The 16,716-nt window shown below is 70.4% G+C and carries 14 protein-coding genes; 5 read left to right on the top strand and 9 right to left on the bottom strand.

Going from position 1 to position 16,716, the window contains the following annotated elements:
- Positions 1 to 3: 3 nt before the first annotated feature.
- Positions 4 to 699, bottom strand: coding sequence for a M15 family metallopeptidase (locus BM290_RS22540; RefSeq protein WP_093617157.1), 696 nt, complete (start codon positions 697 to 699; stop codon positions 4 to 6).
- Positions 700 to 874: 175 nt separating this feature from the next.
- Positions 875 to 3,073: a ricin-type beta-trefoil lectin domain protein gene (locus tag BM290_RS22535; RefSeq protein WP_093617155.1), complete on the bottom strand. Its 2,199-nt coding sequence runs from the start codon at positions 3,071 to 3,073 to the stop codon at positions 875 to 877.
- Between the two features lie 190 nt (positions 3,074 to 3,263).
- On the opposite strand from BM290_RS22535, the gene BM290_RS22530 reads away from it, so the two are divergent.
- A complete protein-coding gene (locus BM290_RS22530; RefSeq protein WP_239143166.1) occupies positions 3,264 to 4,274 on the top strand; it encodes a LacI family DNA-binding transcriptional regulator in 1,011 nt (336 codons plus the stop codon).
- Positions 4,275 to 4,314: 40 nt separating this feature from the next.
- On the opposite strand, the gene BM290_RS22525 is transcribed toward BM290_RS22530, so the two are convergent.
- Complete coding sequence (locus BM290_RS22525; protein WP_093617503.1) at positions 4,315 to 5,022, bottom strand: response regulator; 708 nt, start codon at positions 5,020 to 5,022, stop codon at positions 4,315 to 4,317.
- The gene (locus BM290_RS22520) at positions 5,015 to 6,235 is read right to left on the bottom strand and encodes a sensor histidine kinase (protein WP_143133881.1); all 1,221 of its coding nucleotides are present in this window, start codon (positions 6,233 to 6,235) and stop codon (positions 5,015 to 5,017) included. Before BM290_RS22520 ends, BM290_RS22525 begins: the two co-directional genes overlap by 8 nt.
- Positions 6,236 to 6,366: 131 nt before the next feature.
- Here BM290_RS22520 and BM290_RS48535 point away from each other — a divergent pair, with 131 nt between their 5' ends.
- Positions 6,367 to 6,918, top strand: coding sequence for a hypothetical protein (locus tag BM290_RS48535; protein WP_177319847.1), 552 nt, complete (start codon positions 6,367 to 6,369; stop codon positions 6,916 to 6,918).
- Positions 6,919 to 6,949: 31 nt separating this feature from the next.
- Complete coding sequence (locus BM290_RS22510) at positions 6,950 to 7,783, top strand: SAM-dependent methyltransferase (protein WP_093617151.1); 834 nt, start codon at positions 6,950 to 6,952, stop codon at positions 7,781 to 7,783.
- An 18-nt stretch (positions 7,784 to 7,801) separates the two neighbouring features.
- Here BM290_RS22510 and trxA read toward each other — a convergent pair whose 3' ends face one another.
- The 5 genes from trxA to BM290_RS22485 form a co-directional block, all read right to left on the bottom strand.
- Positions 7,802 to 8,245: a thioredoxin gene (gene trxA / locus BM290_RS22505; RefSeq protein WP_093617149.1), complete on the bottom strand. Its 444-nt coding sequence runs from the start codon at positions 8,243 to 8,245 to the stop codon at positions 7,802 to 7,804.
- A 61-nt stretch (positions 8,246 to 8,306) separates the two neighbouring features.
- Positions 8,307 to 9,158, bottom strand: coding sequence for a pyridoxal kinase PdxY (pdxY, locus tag BM290_RS22500; protein WP_093617147.1), 852 nt, complete (start codon positions 9,156 to 9,158; stop codon positions 8,307 to 8,309).
- A 63-nt stretch (positions 9,159 to 9,221) separates the two neighbouring features.
- A complete protein-coding gene (locus BM290_RS22495; protein WP_093617145.1) occupies positions 9,222 to 10,514 on the bottom strand; it encodes a CE1 family esterase in 1,293 nt (430 codons plus the stop codon).
- A 223-nt stretch (positions 10,515 to 10,737) separates the two neighbouring features.
- Positions 10,738 to 12,180 carry a non-reducing end alpha-L-arabinofuranosidase family hydrolase gene (locus BM290_RS22490; protein ID WP_093617501.1) on the bottom strand — a complete coding sequence of 481 codons (1,443 nt, stop codon included), beginning with the start codon at positions 12,178 to 12,180 and terminating at the stop codon, positions 10,738 to 10,740.
- Between the two features lie 83 nt (positions 12,181 to 12,263).
- Positions 12,264 to 13,739, bottom strand: a complete 1,476-nt coding sequence (locus BM290_RS22485) for a glycoside hydrolase family 10 protein (protein WP_093617143.1) — start codon at positions 13,737 to 13,739, stop codon at positions 12,264 to 12,266.
- Positions 13,740 to 14,155: 416 nt separating this feature from the next.
- Here BM290_RS22485 and BM290_RS22480 point away from each other — a divergent pair, with 416 nt between their 5' ends.
- Both BM290_RS22480 and BM290_RS22475 read left to right on the top strand, forming a co-directional pair.
- Complete coding sequence (locus BM290_RS22480) at positions 14,156 to 15,610, top strand: sigma-70 family RNA polymerase sigma factor (RefSeq protein ID WP_177319846.1); 1,455 nt, start codon at positions 14,156 to 14,158, stop codon at positions 15,608 to 15,610.
- A 92-nt stretch (positions 15,611 to 15,702) separates the two neighbouring features.
- Positions 15,703 to 16,695 (top strand): LacI family DNA-binding transcriptional regulator, encoded by a 993-nt coding sequence (locus BM290_RS22475; protein WP_093617139.1) that lies wholly within the window; start codon positions 15,703 to 15,705, stop codon positions 16,693 to 16,695.
- Positions 16,696 to 16,716: the final 21 nt, after the last annotated feature.

Below are 16,716 nucleotides of genomic sequence, written 5' to 3'. Positions count from 1 at the left end.
GGCTCACGCCGTCCGGGCGCTGCCGACGGCGCCGCGCCGGCGTGGCGGGCGCACCTCGGTGACCTCGCCGTAGCGGGCCGCGCTCCCGCCCGACCGCATCGCCCACGACTGGTTGCCCAGGTCGAAATGCCACCACTCGGCGTCGTCGACGGTGAAGCCCGCGTCGAGCAGGGTGTGCAGCAGCAGACGCCGGTGCTCGCGGACCACCGGGTCACGACCCGCGGCCTCGAAGTGGCCCGGCGCGGCCTCCGGCCCGAAATGGTCGAACCCGGTGCCCATGTCGAGTTCCCGTCCCGACTCGTCGACCAGGGTCAGGTCGACGGCGCCGCCGGTGGCGTGCGGCGGGATCCGGGACGGGTCGGTCGCCCTGGTCACGAAACGCTGCGTCTCGTCCCCCAGCCGGTCCTCGTCCCACTCCGGGTGCTCCCGGCGCAGGCTGTCCTCGTACCCCGCATAGATCGCATGCTGGACCGACCGCGGGCGGTAAGCGTCGAAGATCTTGAAGGTGTATCGCCCCTGCCAGCGTCGCTGCAGCTCGGCGAGCCGGTCGGCGACGCCCTGCCGCAGGAACATGTCCCCGGTCGGCGCGAAGCCGTCCCGGTGGTAGACGGGCTCCAGCGCGAAGGGATAGCCGGCCAGATCCACCAGCGGCTCACGGTCGTCCCGCACCGGCACCGATTCGAAGGTCAACCTGCTCATCGCGTCCGCTCAGCTCCCCAGTCGGCGCCCGGCGCGATCCGCTGCACGCCGGGTCGGCACGGGGACAACCGCCGCCGCCGGGCCGGGGATACGCCGTGCGCCTCCAACGGGTGGCTGACGTACACGAACGAAGGCCGGGCCCGCGGGCCCGGCCTTCACGTGCGAGATCGGTGGATCAGGGGCCGGTGACCAGGTACGCGACCTGGCTGCCGCTGTTCACTGTCGCCCCGGTGTTGTTGATGATGCGGTTGATGGTGCCGGTGCCGCCCAGGGAGACGGTGACCATGCTGGTGAAGCGGACACCCGCCTTGGCCGGGACCTCGAAGGCCCGCTCGTTGACCACCGCCGGGTTGACGTTGAAGTAGGCGTACGAGCCGAGCCCGTAGGCCTGGTGGTTGTTGACCGCGTCGGCGACCTTGTAGGCCGCGTAGCCACGGGTCGAGCCGTTCATGTAGGCGGCCTGGTTCGGCGGGTCGTACGGCATCTCGTTCTGGTAGAAGTACGTGCGCCCGTTCTCGCCGTTCCAGATGGTCTGGTACTTCTGGTAGTGCTCGACGAACAGGCCGTAGAAGGTCATGTCGTCGCCGTTGACGATCAGGCCGGTGTCGGCGGTGTTGATGTTCCAGCCCACCGTGCCGCTGTTGCCGTGGTCGGCACGCCAGATCCAGGTGTGGTCGCCGATCACGTCGTCGCTGTTGACCTGCAGGCTGACGGTGGCCTTGCCGGCGATCGAGCCGCCGATGCGGAAGAACACGTCGTGCAGCGACGTCGGGTTGGCCGAGTGGTCGGTGGACGAGCCGTTCGGGCCGACCTCCATCAGCACCGGCGAGTTGGTGGTCCCGGCGTCGAACATGATGCCGGCGACCTTCACCCCGTCGACGTCGGCGACGCGCATCGGCACGATGCCGTTCTGCGGCACGAACGTCGCCAGGCCCAGCCCGAGCACGACGGTGTCGGCGCGGGTGACGTTGATGGTCTGGTTGATGTTGTACGTGCCGGGTGTCACGAGCAGGTGGTATCCGTTGGCGAGCGCGGTGTTGATGTTCGCCGCGGTGTCGCCGGGACGGACGATGTAGAACCGGCTCAGCGAGATCGACTCACCGGCGGGGCTGCCGCCGGCCCAGGTGGTGCCGCTGGTGTTGCGGCGCAGGGCGGGGACGAAGACGCGGTATCCGCCGGCGGCGTCGACGTACAGGTACGGCTTCTCCCGTACCACCGGGGATTGTCCGATGTTGGTGTAGGGAGGATTGGGGAAGCTGGTGGCCGGGGCGCCCTGGACGCCGACGAAGACCTGGTTCCAGTTGCGGCCGGTCCACGACCCGATCTGCGAGTTGCGGGTGATCCACTGCTGCTGGGTGCCGGAGTCGATCTGCCCGTCGATCTTGGTGTCGGAGATCCATCCGCCGGACGACCAGCCGCCGTCGGAGAGCGCCAGATTCCCCCGGACATGCATGCGGCGGTACGGGGCGGCCTGCGACACCGACCAGCGGTCGAGGCCACCGGTCGGGTTGACGGCCAGGCCCTCGGCGGAGCGCCAGAAGTTCTGGGTGGCGTTCTGCGAGCCGTCCGGCCACCAGTCCGCCTCGACGTGCACGCGGCCGTTGATCGTGGTCTGCCCGGGGACCAGGCCGAGGCCGGCGACCTGGGTGAAGAAGCCGACGTTCGCGTCGACGTTGTAGGTGCCGGGCTTGAACAGCAGCGCGTACCGCTGGGTGCCGAACTGGTTGGTGACCTGCTGGTTGAAGACCGTGTTCAGCCGGTTCTGAATGGTCGAGGCCGACATCGACGGGTCGAACACCGACACGTTGGGGCCCAGGTCGGGGTTGGTGACGGGGGTCTCGCCGGGCGGGGTGGTGGGTGGCGTGACGGGGCCTCCGGAGAGTGTCCAGCGCTGGTTGGCGGAGCCGGCGCACGCCCAGATCTGCAGGCGGGAGCCGTCGGCGGTGCCGTTGTCCTTGACGTCGAGGCACTTGCCGCTGGCCTGGTTGACGAGCCCGCCGGACGCGTTCAGCGACCACTTCTGGGTGGTGACGCTGTCGATGCAGGTCCACAGGTGGGTCAGCGAGCCGTCGGCGGTGCCGTTGTCGGCGACGTCGAGGCACTTGCCCTGCGTCTGCACCTGGCCGTTGTCGGCGAGCGTCCACTGCTGGCTGGCGACGGTGCTGTAGCAGGTCCAGATGTGGATGGCGGCGCCGTCGGCGGTGGAGTTGTTCGCGACGTCGAGGCACTTGCCGCTGCCGGCGCCGACGAGTGAGCCGGCGCTGGCGGCGGAGGCGCTGGTGATGCCGAGGAAGCCGACGCCGGTGATCACGGCGGCGGAGGTGGCGACGGTGAGTAGCCGTCGCCGGATTGACGGGATGCCTGTCAACGGCATGGGGGACTCCCTGTGTGGACAACGGAACGCCGCGGACCTCCTGCCCAGCCGACGTAACGCAGATGGAACACTCGCGGCTTATACATGTCAATGCACGCCCGTCTCACCATCGACATAAACGCTGGTCGAAACCGGTTCCGGATCTGTTACATTGTTACATCCAGATATGGAACACCGGATGGGGTCCTCGTTGAAAAAGCGCGCGACGGTACGGCAGATCGCCGCCGAGACCAGCCTGTCCATCGCCACGGTGTCCCGGGTCCTCAACGGTCAGGACAACGTGTCGCCACGCACCCGTGAGCTGGTCCTGCACGCCGCCCGGCGACTCGGCCACGACGGACCGGCCACCCGCGCTCCGGCCGGAGCGGTGTTCGTGCGCTGCCCGTACCTTCTGGACGACTACTTCGGCCCGATGGTCTCGTCGATCGTGGAGACCATCGAGCTGCACGGCATGACCGCCGTCGTCAACGCGGGCACCGCAGCCCGCCGGCCCGGCATGCTCACCGCCCTGCCGAGGACGGCCGGGCTCGCCGGTGGCGTCCTCATCCTGCCGCCGGAGTCACCCGACGAGCTGGCCCGGCTGCGTGACCAGGGTTTCCCGTTCGTCGTGCTGGACCCACGCACCAGCCCGCCCCGCGACATCGTGGCCGTGTCGAGCGCGCACGTCACCGGCGCCCGGCTGGTGATGGCCCACCTCGTCGAGCTCGGCCACCGGCAGGTCGGCATCATCGCCGGCCCGCAGGAGTGGCTGGTCACCACCTCCCGGATGGCCGGCTACGTGGCGGCGCTCGCCGACGCCGGGGTGCTGCCGTCCCCCGAGCGCATCCGGTTCGTCAGCGAGCCCAGCATGGCCAACGGCTACCGCGCCGCCGCCGAACTGCTCGGCCTGCCGGACCGCCCGACCGCGCTGGCCTGCTTCAACGACAAGACGGCGGTCGGCGCGCTGCGGGCCGCGCGCGAGCGGGGCCTGCGGGTGCCACGAGACCTGTCGATAGCCGGTTTCGACGACGCAGACATCGGCCAGGCCACCGACCCGATGCTCACCACGGTCCACCAGCCCCTGGCCGAGATGGGCCGCATGGCGGTGACCATGCTGACCCGCATGCTGAAGGGCCACGACCTGGACGCCCGCCACGTGGAACTCGGCACCGACCTGGTGATCCGCTCTTCCACCGGTCCGGCGCCCTTCACAGAAGCATAGTTCCGGGAACTATACTTCTGTTACTCGCTGTCACGCTCTCTCACCTGCCGGGGACCACCAGACCGACCTCGTAGGCATGCACGACGAGCTGGACCCGATCGCGGGCCGACAGTTTGAACAGCAACCGGCTCACGTGGGTCTTCACCGTGTGGAGACTGACGGTGAAGTGGTCGGCTATCTCGGCGTTCGACCGGCCGGCCGCGACCTGGACCAGCACCTCACGTTCACGCTCGGTCAGTTCGCCGAGCGCTTCCGGTGCGGGAGCCACGGGGTTGCCGCCGGACGTGCCGCGCACGAACTCCGCGACCAGCCGAGTGGTCACCCGCGGGGTCAGCAGCGCCTCGCCGCCGGCGACGATGCGGATAGCGCTGAGCAGGTCTTCCGGGGGTGTGTCCTTGAGGACATAACCGCTTGCTCCGGCGCGCAGCGCGGCGAAGACGTGCTCGTCCTCCCCGAACGTCGTGACCATCAGCACGCGGGCGTGGATGCTGTCGTCGTCAGCGATGTGCCGGGTGGCTTCCAGGCCGTCCATGACGGGCATCCGGATGTCCATGAGCAGGACGTCCGGCCGCAGCGCACGGCTCTGCCGGACCGCCGCGGCGCCGTCGGCGGCCTCGCCGACCACGGTGAGCCCCGGCGCGGTCTCCAGCAGCACCCGGAATCCGGCTCGTACCAACGCCTCGTCGTCGACGACCAGGACCCGGATCGGCCCGGCGCTTCCATCGGCGCCGGTGGTCAGGTCAGCCATGACGCTTCGCCGCGGTCCGGTCAGCACGTGCCGTCCGTTTCATCGGTCGTGCCGGAAAGTGAACACGCACCGCGTAACCACCGTCCGGCTCCGGGCCTGCCGCAACGGTGCCCTCGTACAACGCCACACGGTCCCGCATCCCGGCCAGCCCATGTCCGCTGCCTCGTCCGGCCCCGGACGGACCGGCGGCCGGAGCGGCGTTCCGCACCGCGATGCCGAGCCCCTCCGGGCTGCTCCCGACCTCGACGGAGGTCGCCACCCGACCGGCATGCCGCACCACGTTCGTCAACGCCTCCTGCACGACGCGATACGCCGACTCCTCGACCGCCGGCGATGCGGTGGCCGTCTCGGGCAACGCCAGCGTGATCGGGTAACCGTCGTCGCGCAACCGGTCGACGAGCGACCGGACGTCGGCGAGCGCCGGTCGCTCGACAGCCGGGGCGGCCGCCGCACCCGGCGAGTCCCCCGGGGCGTCCCGCAACGAATGCAACACCGCGCGCAGCTCGTCCAAGGCGCTGCGGCTGGCCGTCTCGATGGCCGACAGTGCTGCCAGCGCCTCCTCCGGCCGCTGTTCGAGCACCACCCGGGCCACCCCCGAGCGGACCGCGATCATGCTCAGCGTGTGCGACACGATGTCGTGGACATCCGCCGACACCCGGACCCTTTCCTCGGCCCGGACCCGCCGCTCCGCCTCCTTGGCACGCTCCGCGGTCTCCGCGGCCAATCGCCGCTCCGCCTGTCGGCGAGCGCCGAACGCGTACCCCACGAGCCAGGCCACCATCGCGAGAACCAGTTGGACGGCGTTGCGCCCGGTGGCCGGATGCAACTCCATCCCGATCAGCTCCGCCACGGTGATCAGCCCGGCCGCGGCCACGCTCGCCCGCAGTGACACCGCCCGCGGAAGCCGATCGGCAACCGTCATCACCGCGATCGCCAGCGCCGGACCCGCGTTGCTGTGAAACACCGTGAACCCGACATCGGCCAGCGCCGCCACGCCGAGGACCAGCGCGACCGTGATGAGCACCGGGACCGGCGCCGCCCGGCGTGCCGCCAGCGGGACGGCCGCAGCGACGCCGAGCACCAGGACCGCCGCCGTCGGCGAATGACCGGAACCACGGAGCAGCACGGGAAGGGTGAACAGCCCGAACGACCCGGCCGCGAGAGTGATGTCCAGCAGGTCGGGTGACAGCCGGACACCCCGGTCGACTCGCATGTGGATCAACTTAGCGAGACGGACCGGCGAAGGCGTCATGCTGAGGAATGACAGGGCGACTCCCGAGGGATGCCCCGGATCATGCTGGAGAGTGACGCCGGAGCCGGTCGGCGGGGCGCAAGGTTCCCGCCATGACAAACCACCGGTTGCAGCTGTCCCGTCCCGCCGTCGTCATCGCGAGCGTTTCCCTGATCGCCGGGCTGGCCAGCGGCGTCGTCAGGTATTCGCACCGATCCGGCACACTCGAACCGCAGATCGCGGGCACCGAGGCGTGGCTGCCGCACATGGGCGTCCTCGCCGTCGTGACCGTCTGGTTCGTGGTGGCCTCCCGCCGTGACCCGCTCGGCTGGAAAGTGATCTTCACACCGCTCGGGCGGCCGATCACGGCACGGATCGGCGCCACGTTCCGGTCCGGCTCCACCGTTGCGGGTCTGCTGCGCTGCCTCGCCGTCGCCTTTCTCGTACTGCTGGAGGTGTACCTGGCCTGGCGCATCGGACTGCAGGTCTTCGCCGGCCTGGACCCGAACTTCCCCCGCAACGCATGGGGCGGCCCGACGTATCCCGGTGCGATGTTCTGCCACTACCTCGACGGCGTCCTGCTGTACGCGATCTGCCACACCCTGCTGCGGCGGACCACCGTCCGGGTGGACGATCGTCCGGGCCTCTGCGACATTCGGTCCTGATCGGAGGACCACGGAGAAGGAGAGGTCATCGATGGCCGAGCAACCGGAGCCCGATCCCGGAACCCGCGCCGACCTGCACCCCGACCGCCCACACCCGGCCCGGGTGTACAACTACCTGCTCGGCGGCAAGGACAACTTCGCGGCCGACCGGGAGGCGGCCGAGAGAGGTCTGCGGGCCAACCCGGACAGCCGTATCCCGCCGCGGGAGAACCGGCTGTTCCTGGGCCGGGCGGTGCGGTATCTGGCGGAGCAGGGCATCGACCAGTTCCTCGACATCGGGACCGGGATACCGAGCGCGCCGCACGTCCACCACATCGCTCAGGAAATCAATCCGCGTTCCCGGATCGTCTACGTGGACAACGACCCGATCGTGCTGCTCCACGCCCGGGCGCTGCTGGCCGGCCATCCCGGCGGCCGGACCGACTACCTCGAGGCGGACCTGCGCGACGTCGACGGCATCCTGCGTTCGGCGGTTCTGAACGACACCCTCGACCTGAACCGCCCGGTCGGGCTGCTGTTGATCGCGATCCTGCACTTCCTCGGCGACGAGCACGACCCGTGGAGCATCGTCGAGCGGCTGATGGCCGCCCTGCCGTCGGGCAGCTACCTGGCGCTGTCGCACCTGACCGGCGATTTCCGTCCGGAGGCGTGGGAACAGGTGGCCGAGGTCTACCGCCGGCAGGGCGTCACCATGCGGGTCCGGTCCAGGCAGCAGATCGAACGGTTCTTCACCGGCCTGGACGTCGTGGACCCGGGTTTGCGGATCCTGCCCGCGTGGCGGCCCGATCCCGGTGAGCCGGCCGGCCGAGCGACGCCGTCGGATGCGCAGGTCTCGGTCTACGGCGCGGTGGCCCGGAAACCGTGAGGCGGCCCCCGGGCACAGCTAGGGCGTCCGCGCCGGCACTGCGGGCAGGTGCTGCTCCACCCACTGCCGCAGGGCGCCGGCCGGAGCCGCGCCGGAGCGGCGGGCGGTGACCCGGCCCCCGGTGACGACCAGCAGGGTCGGGACGGCTTGGACCTGGAAACGGCGCTGCAGGCCGGGTGCGGTGTCGATGTTCACCTTCACCAGCTTGATCCGGCCGGCGAGCTGCCGGGCGACCTGCTCCAGGGCCGGGGTCACCTGGCGGCACGGCCCGCACCAGGGGGCCCAGAAGTCGACGAGCACCGGCATCGGCGACTTCTCGACCACCTCGGGGAAGGAACGCCCGTCGGCCTCGGCGATCCACGGCAGGGCGGCCTTGCACTTGCCGCAGACGGGTCGGCCGGGCGCCGCCGGCCGGGTGCGGTTGCGCTGCCCGCATCTCTCGCAGGCCACGATGGAACTCATCCGGGCACCTCCTCCAAACTTGAGCCTACTCCGCTCAAGTCTGACCGGCCAGCGCAGCCGGTCAGCGCACCTGCTTGGCGCTGAACTGCAGGCGCGGGCTCGCGTAGAACTCCTGCGCCTGCACCAGCCGCAGCTCCCGCTCCCCCGACCGGAAGGTCAGATCGATCAGGTCAAAAACGCTGGAGGCGGTACGCTCCAACGCCACCGCCGCATCCTTGGTGGCCGTGTAGTGCGCGGTGAACAGGGCAGCCGTGACGTCGCCGGAGCCGTTGGCCTTGAACGGCAGGTGCGGCGTGTTCACGATCCACGCGCCGGACGGGTCGACGACCAGCATCTCGATCGTGCCCTCCTCGCGGTCGGGCCGCTCCACGCTCGTGACCAGCACCGTCGACGGGCCCATCGCGCGGGCCAGGTCGGCCGAGGCGAGCGTCGACTCGAGGTCGGCGGGCTCGGTGCCGGTCAGGAAGCCCAGCTCGAACTGGTTGGGCGTGATGATGTCGGCGACCGGCACGACCTTGTCGCGCAGCAGCACGGGGATCTCCGGCGCGACGAAGCAGCCGGACTTGGCGTTGCCCATGACCGGGTCGCACGCGTACACCGCGGCGGGGTTGGCGGCCTTGACCCGGCGCACCGCGTCGATGATGACGTCGGCGATGCCGGCCCCGCCCTGATAGCCGGACAGCACGGCGTCGATCTGCGGGAAGACGCCCCGCTCCTCCACCCCGAGCAGGATCTCGGCCACATCCGGCGGCGGGATGAGGGGGCCGCGCCAGGCGCCGTACCCCGTGTGGTTGGAGAAGTTGACGGTGTGGACGGGGACGACCTCGACACCGATGCGCTGCAGCGGGAAGACGGCGGCCGAGTTGCCGACATGCCCGTGGGCGACCGCCGACTGGATGGACAGAACCTTCATCCCGCAAGCGTAGAGGCCGCCGCCGTGACCGGCGGCGGCCCCTCGCCTCCCCAGGCAGGTCTGTCAGGCGCTGGTGCAGGTCGCGCCGTTGAGGGTGTACGCCGTGGGCGCCCCGCTGTTGCCGGTGTGGGTGGCCTGGAACCCGAAGCTGACCGACGCCCCGGGCGCCACCACCGCGTTGTAGGCGACGTTGGTGGCCACGACCCGGCCGGACGACGGCGCGTAGGTGGCGTTCCAGCCGCTGGTGACGGTCTGGCCCGAGGCCAGGGTGAACGCCACGGACCAGCCGTTGACGGCGGCGCTGCCGGTGTTGGTGACGGTGATGTCGGCGGTCAGGCCGCTGCCCCACGCGTTGACCTTGCTGCTGACCCGGCAGGACGACGGGCCGGGCGGGGAGCTGCTGGAAGCGGACGGCACCGGGTCGGACGGGCCGGGGCTCGACGGGCCGGGGCTCGACGGGCCGGGGCTCGACGGTGTGGTGCTGCCGAGCGAGGTGAAGAACTGCCAGACCTCGGCGGACACCCAGGACGACGAGGCGTTGCGGTCGGTCGGCAGCGGCACGTGGTCGCCGTCGTGGGCGGCCCACCGGACCGGGTATCCGGCGCGGCAGCCGGAGTAGTTGGTGGTGATGTGGGTGCCGCTGTTGGCGGCCGGCTCGGGCGGGTTCTGGGCGGTGCAGCCGTTCGCGCGGACGAAGGAGTCGCGCAGGCTGCGGCCCTGGGAGATGTTGAGGACGCTGTCGCGGGTGCCGTGGATGCCGAAGTAGGCGACCGGCTGGGCGGCCGACGCACAGCCGCTGAGGTTGGCGCCGGCGATCGGGGCGACCGCACGGAACACGGTGGGCCGGGCACAGGCGAGGGCGTAGCTCATCGCGCCGCCGTAGCTGAAGCCGAGGGCGAACCGCTGTGACGTGTCGACGCAGAGGTCGTTCTCGACCGTACGCAGAATGTCGTCGACGAGGGTGACGTCCCGCCCGCCGGTGTTGGCCCATCCCGCGTCGAGGCCCTGCGGCGCGATGAAGATCGCGCTGTTCGCGGCTCGCTGCTGCAGTCCGTAGAAGCCGTTGCCGACCACGTCGTTGGCGCTGCCGTTGAGCCAGTGCAGTCCGACGACCAGCCGGTACGCCTGGCTGCTGGAGTAGTTCCCGGGCAGCCGCAGGAGGTAGGTGCGGGCGCGGCCGCCGCTCTGGATGGTGTAGCTGCCGTCGCGCAGGGTCGGGGTCTTGCCGCAGCCGGCGGTGGTGGCGGCCTGGGCGGTGCCGCCGGTCAGCAGCGCCGCGCCGGTGGCCATGATCGTCACCGCGGCGGCGACCACCACGCCGAGGAGTCTCCGGTTCGGTGTTCTTCGTTCCGCCATTCGGGGGCCTCCGCCTCAAGACATTTATCAGGAGCAATGCGCGAATGTTACGGGAGCGCTCCCATGGCAACAAATGATGAATTCGGCCGACGTCATGGAAGCGCAGTTCAGCACCCATGAGGAGCAGTTATAACAGTTTTCCCGGCGGCATTTTTCGCAGCATTCATGGCCGGAAAGCGGGCCCGGCATCGCGCCGGGCCCGCTGAAGCCGTCGACCGGTCCGTCAGCGTCGCAGGGTCAGCAGACCCGGCCGGTACGGCAGCCGGCCGTAGTCGCCACCGGAGCTCGGCGAGCGGCCCTGGTAGAGCAGCTGCAGGTTGCAGGGGTCCACGGTCATGGTCTGATCGGCGCTGCTCCGGATCAGCTCACCGTGACTGATGTCGTTGGTCCAGGTGGCGCCGCTGTTGGCCTTGCCCGCGAACGGGTTGCTCTCGGTCGCGGCCTGCGGCGTCCACGTCCCGCCCAGGCTGGTGGCGGTGAACGACCGGAAGTAGCGGCCCTGGCTGCCGACCGCCTCGACGATCATCAGGTACTGGCTGCGGCCGGCCACCTTGTAGACCTGGACCGCCTCGAACAGGTTGTTCTTGGTGTCGCTGAGCACGACCGTCGACGCGGTGCCGAAGCTGCCGGGGAAATTGCCGATCGGCATGCTCGCCCGGTAGATCTTGCCGTTGTCGCCGGCGAAGAACAGGTACATGTTCGTGGAGTCACCGATGACGGCCTGGTCGATCGGGCCGGTGTCGGAGCCGGAGATGCTCCCGGAGAACAGCGTCTGCGGCGACGACCAGCCGTTGGGGTTCGTCGGGTCGCTGGAGGTGCGGTAGGAGAACGCCGGCCCGCCCCACTGGTAGGCCAGCACCCAGATGTTGCGCGGCGCGAAGAAGAACAGCGACGGCGCGACGGCCGAGAAGTTCATCCCGTTCTGGCTCGCCGAGCCCATGTCCGACCAGTTGGTGAACGGGCTGAAGTTCATCGAGCCCCAGGACGTGCCGTTGTCGTGGGTGGTCGCGTAGACCAGCTGCCGCCCGTTGTACGGCGCGTGCGTGAAGTCCTTCAGCGACGCCCACCCGGACTTCGGGTTGGCCAGCACCCCGCTCGACGACCACCGATAACTCGACGGCAGCGCGCACGACCCGGCCGGCGACGAGGCGGCCGGGCTGGTCGGCGTGCTGCCGCCGACCCGGACCAGCTGCCACTGCTGGTTGGCGCCGTTCCAGTCGCTGTACTGCACGACGTTGGCCCCGTCGGCGGTCGACGCGCCCTGCACCTCGACGACCTTGCCGCTGTTGCGGTTGATCAGCTGGATGTAGCCGTCGATGTCCTGGACGCTGAACTGCTGGCTGGCGGCATTGGCGTCGGTGAACTGCACGATCGCGCCGCCGTCGGCGGTCGACCGGTTCTGCACGTCCAGAACCTTGCCGGAGTGCTTCGACTTGAGCCGGTAGTAGCCGCCACCGGCGTCGGCGAACTGCCACTGCTGCTGCGCCTGGTCGTTACGCGTCCACTGGGTGATCCGGGCGCCGTCGCCGGTGGCCAGGTTGTAGACGTCCAGGGCCTTGCCGCTGGTGCGGTTGACCAGCACGTAGGAGGCGCCGGTGTCGATGGTGGCGGCGGAGGCCGTGGAGGCGGTCACGGCGATGGCGCCGCCGCCGGTGAGCAGGACCATCGCGGCGAGAGCGGTGCGCCAGCGTGTGCGGCGCCCGGCACGGTGTTCCATGTCGATCTCCTTCAAGACGAGGGGGTACGCCGTCAGCCGACGCGAGCGAGCTGCCACTGCTGGTTGGCGCCGTTCCAGTCGCTGTACTGCACGACGTTGGCCCCGTCGGTGGTGGCCGCGCCCTGCACCTCGACGGCCTTGCCGCTGTTGCGGTTGATCAACTGGATGTAGCCGTCGATGGTCTGGACGCTGAACTGCTGGCCCGCGGCATTGGCGTCGGTCGTCTGCACGATGCCGCCACCGTCGGCGGTCGACCGGTTCTGCACATCGAGGACCTTGCCGGAGTGCTTCGACTTGAGCCGGTAGAGGCCGTTGCCGGAGGACACGAACTGCCACTGCTGCTGCGCCTGGTCGTTACGCGTCCACTGGGTGATCCGGGCGCCGTCGCCGGTGGCCAGGTTGTAGACGTCCAGGGCCTTGCCGCTGGTGCGGTTGACCAGCACGTACCACGCGTTGGTGTCGATCGTGCCGGACGGCGCCGTGGTGGTGGTCCCGCCGCCGCCGCTGTTGAGGGTGTTCAGCACCGCGGTGTAGGCGGCCTTCTTGTTGCCGGAGGCGTCGAACAGCAGCGGGTTGGTGCCGGTGCGCCACGAGTCGCTGTCGCGGATGCCCCAGACCGTGATGCCGGTGCAGCGCGAGACCGCGAGGCAGGCCTTGGTGACGGCGGTGTAGGCGGCGGCCTGGTTGCTGCCGGAGATGTCCAGCTCGGTGATCTGCACGTCGACGCCGAGGTCGGCGAACCGCTGCAGGTTGGCCTGGTAGTCGCCGGGAGCGTTGTTGGTCAGGTGCGACTGGAAGCCGACGCAGTCGATCGGGACGCCGCGTGCCTTGAAGTCCTTGACCATGGTGTAGACGGCGGTGCTCTTCGCGTTGACGCCGTCGGTGTTGTAGTCGTTGTAGCAGAGCTTCGCGCCCGGGTCGGCGGCCCGCGCCGCCTTGAAGGCCGCCTCGATCCAGTCGTTGCCGGTGCGCTGCAGGCTGGAGTCGCGCCGTGAGCCGCGGCCGTCGTCGGCGAACGCCTCGTTCACCACGTCCCACGAGTGGATCTTGCCCTTGTAGTGGGTGGCGACCTGGGTGATGTGGTTGAGCATCGCCGAGCGCAGCGTGCTGCCGGACAGCGACTGCGCCCAGCCCGGCATCTGCGAGTGCCAGGCCAGCGCGTGCCCGCGGATCTTCTGCCCGTTCGACTGCGCCTGGTTGAGGATCCGGTCGCCGGCGGAGTAGTTGAAGACGCCGCGGGACGGCTCGGTGGCGTCCCACTTCATCTCGTTCTCGGCGGTGACCGAGGTGAACTCCCGCTTCAGGATCGTGGTGTAGGTGCTGTCGCCGAGTTTCGACGCGGCGATCGCGGCGCCGAAGTAGCGGTTCTTCGCCGCGGCCGAGGCGCCGAGGGTGGTGGCCGCCTCCGAGGTGGTGGCGAAGACGATCGCCGCGCTCCCGGCGACGGTGGCGGTCAGCAGGACGGGCAGGAGCGTACGCAACCGGCGTGAACGGCTCGATGTGGTCATGACGACGGTGCCTTTCAGGGGATGATGTGCCGCCGTTGGGGGCGGCGGCCGGCAGTCCACCATCAGTGGACGAATGCGGCGAGAAATGCTCGCCGACAAATGCGCCGGGAACGTTCCCACGGCGACGACCCATGATTGCAGAGCATTTCCACGGCCTCAAGCCGGGGCAAAGAATTGATTCCAAAACCACACTGAGCTGCAGAAACAAGTCCAGACCAGGTACCGCGCACGGGCATAACAGGTTGCCTTGAACTGCTTTCTTAATTCTTTCTCAAGTACCGGACGACCATGCGGCACCACCGCACGTAACGGTTTTTCAACCGCGGATGATTCAGATCGCTGAAGTTCGTACTGTCCGCGCAAACGACACCGGACCGGCCGGGATCGCGATCAAGGGGCATAGGGTGGATCCCGCTATGAGGGCACCGGACACCAACCTGGCCACCACGGTCACCGCCGCACAACACGGGGATCGCCGCGCGCTCACCGAGCTCGTCTCCACGTACCTTCCGCTGATCCGCAACGTCGTGGGCCGCGCTGTGGACGACAGCGCCGACGTGGACGACATCGTGCAGGACACGATGGTCCGGGCGGTACGGGACCTGTCGACGCTGCGCAGCCCGGGAAGCTTCCCGACCTGGCTGACGTCGATCGCGGTGCGTCAGGTCGGCACCTACCGGACCCGGCAGGAGTCGAGGGCCGGCCGCACCACGGTCCTGGAGGACGCGATCGGCCGGCCCGACCCCGGTGGTGATCCGGAGGGCGCCGGGCTGCTGCGCGCCGAGCTGAGCGCCCAGCGCCGCGAGGTCGCCCGGGCCGGGCGGTGGCTCGACGCGGACGACCGGATCCTGCTGTCGCTCTGGTGGCAGGAGGTCGCCGGAATCATGAACCGGGCGGAGATCGCCGCCGCCCTGGATCTGAGCGTCGCGCACACCGGTGTCCGCATCCAGCGTATGCGGGAGCAGCTCGACACGGCCCGCACGCTGGTCACGGCGCTCGGCGGCGACTGCCCGGAGCTGGCCGGGCTGACCGCCGGGTGGGACGGCCGGCCGGATCGGGTGTGGCGCAAACGGCTGGCCCGGCACGTGCGGGCCTGCCCGGTGTGCGCTCCGGCGGCGCAGCGGCATCTGCCGATCGAGCGGCTGCTCGCGAGCCTGCCGGCTCTCGCCGTGCCGGCCGGTCTCACCGATCTGGTCCTGGCCAAGGCGGCCCCGGCGGCGGCGTCCGGCACGGTGGCCACCGGCCTGAAGGCCACCGTGGTGAAGCTGCTGTCCACCCATCCGCTGGTCGCCGCGGTGACCAGCGCGACGGTGGCCGCCGCGGTGGCGGTCCCGATCGTCCTGCAGGACGGGCCGCCGGAGGCGCCGCGCACGGTCACCGCTCCGCAGGCCACCACCACCTCGGCGACGAACCCGCCGCCGGCCTCCCCGTCCCCGCCTGCGATCCGGCCGGGACGGCTGTCGCTGCAACTCGCCGACGGTGGGTTCCTCACCGCCCGCGACGACGACGTGGCCGTGATCGCCCCGGCCCCGGGTGACGACCGCGCGCGGCGCCGGGCCACCTTCGTGGCCGTCGCCGGGCTGGCCGACCCGGACTGCTACTCGTTCCGCACCCTGGACGGCCGGTACCTGCGGCACTACGAGCTGCTGGCCCGCACCGACGCCCGGGACGCCACGGCCGTCTTCCCGAAGGACGCGACCTACTGCGCGCTGCCGGGCGCGACCCCGGATGCCGTGATCCTGCGGTCGCACAACTACCCGCAGCTCTGCCTGCGGTGGACCGGCGCCCAGCTGCGCATCGGCTACAACGACGGCAGTGACGGGTTCCGCGCCGACAGCAGCTTCCGGATCCGGCCCCCGCTGGCCGGCTGACAGGCCACCCCCCGGCCGGGGTCCCGGTCGGTACAGTGCTTTCGGTAAAGCGCTTCGGAGCGCGGCGGGCGGCACATCGGAATGGGGCGGACGTGGCGGCGGATGATCGGGTCACCATCTACGAGGTCGCCGACCGCGCCCAGGTGAGTATCTCGACGGTCTCCAACGTTCTCAACAAGCCCGACCGGGTCAGCCCGGCGACCCGCGCGCGGGTGCTGGCCGCCGCCGACGAGCTCGGGTTCGTCCCCAAGGCGCAGGCGGTCAGCCTGGCCCGGCGCGCGGCCGGGCGGATCGGTGTGATGGCGCCGTTCACGTCGTACGGGTCGTATCTGCGCCGGCTGTCCGGGGTGCTGAGCGCGGCGAGCGAGCTGGAGATCGACGTCGTGGTCTTCGATCACGAGTCGGCCGCTCTGGCGTCGTCGCCGGTGCTGGCGAGCATGCCCCTGCACGGCCGGCTGGACGGTCTGATCGTGATGGGCCTGCGGATCGAGGACGCCATCGCGGACCGGCTCCGCGAGCGGAGTCTGCCGACCGTGGCGGTCGACGCCGACAGCTCGCTGTTCAGCCGTGTCGTGATCGACGACAGCGACGGGGGCGGGCTGGCCGCCGCCCACCTGCGCGACCGGGGCCATCGTCGGGTCGGCTACCTGCTGGAGCGACAGGTGTCCGACTACGAGTCGCAGGCGATCCGGCGGCTGTCCGGGTTCCGGCGGGTGATCGAGGCCGCCGGCGGTGAGGTGATCGTCGCGACCGGCGACAACTCCGTCGACGCGGCCCGGCGCGCCGCGGCGGAGCTGCTCGACCTGGCGGAGCGGCCCACCGCGGTCATGGCGCATCACGACACGCTCGCCGTGGGCGTGCTGCTGGCCGCCCGCGACCGGGGGCTGCGGGTGCCGGCCGACCTGGCGGTGATGGGCTTCGACGACGGCGAGACCGCCACGGCGGCCGATCTGACCACTGTCCGGCAGCCGTTCGAGGAGTCCGGCGGCATCGCGTTGTCGGTGCTGCTGGGCCACGTCGACGGCACGCGCCCGCGGTCCACCACAGTGCTCGACGTACAGCTGGTCCAGCGGTCCACGACCTGAGACATGCCCGGCCCGAGGGGT

Source organism: Actinoplanes philippinensis, assembly GCF_900113015.1.
GTDB lineage: Bacteria > Actinomycetota > Actinomycetes > Mycobacteriales > Micromonosporaceae > Actinoplanes > Actinoplanes philippinensis.
The sequence above is the reverse complement of the archived record's forward strand: the minus strand, read 5'-3'. Positions and strand labels throughout refer to the sequence as shown.

Bases quoted from the DNA above. Each gene is read 5' to 3' on its own strand.
- BM290_RS22540 (WP_093617157.1), bottom strand. From the start codon at position 699: ATGAGCAGGTTGACCTTCGAATCGGTGCCGGTGCGGGACGACCGTGAG.
- BM290_RS22535 (WP_093617155.1), bottom strand. From the start codon at position 3,073: ATGCCGTTGACAGGCATCCCGTCAATCCGGCGACGGCTACTCACCGTC.
- BM290_RS22525 (WP_093617503.1), bottom strand. From the start codon at position 5,022: ATGGCTGACCTGACCACCGGCGCCGATGGAAGCGCCGGGCCGATCCGG.
- BM290_RS22520 (WP_143133881.1), bottom strand. From the start codon at position 6,235: ATGCGAGTCGACCGGGGTGTCCGGCTGTCACCCGACCTGCTGGACATC.
- BM290_RS48535 (WP_177319847.1), top strand. From the start codon at position 6,367: ATGACAAACCACCGGTTGCAGCTGTCCCGTCCCGCCGTCGTCATCGCG.
- BM290_RS22510 (WP_093617151.1), top strand. From the start codon at position 6,950: ATGGCCGAGCAACCGGAGCCCGATCCCGGAACCCGCGCCGACCTGCAC.
- trxA (WP_093617149.1), bottom strand. From the start codon at position 8,245: ATGAGTTCCATCGTGGCCTGCGAGAGATGCGGGCAGCGCAACCGCACC.
- pdxY (WP_093617147.1), bottom strand. From the start codon at position 9,158: ATGAAGGTTCTGTCCATCCAGTCGGCGGTCGCCCACGGGCATGTCGGC.
- BM290_RS22495 (WP_093617145.1), bottom strand. From the start codon at position 10,514: ATGGCGGAACGAAGAACACCGAACCGGAGACTCCTCGGCGTGGTGGTC.
- BM290_RS22490 (WP_093617501.1), bottom strand. From the start codon at position 12,180: ATGGTCCTGCTCACCGGCGGCGGCGCCATCGCCGTGACCGCCTCCACG.
- BM290_RS22485 (WP_093617143.1), bottom strand. From the start codon at position 13,739: ATGACCACATCGAGCCGTTCACGCCGGTTGCGTACGCTCCTGCCCGTC.
- BM290_RS22480 (WP_177319846.1), top strand. From the start codon at position 14,156: ATGAGGGCACCGGACACCAACCTGGCCACCACGGTCACCGCCGCACAA.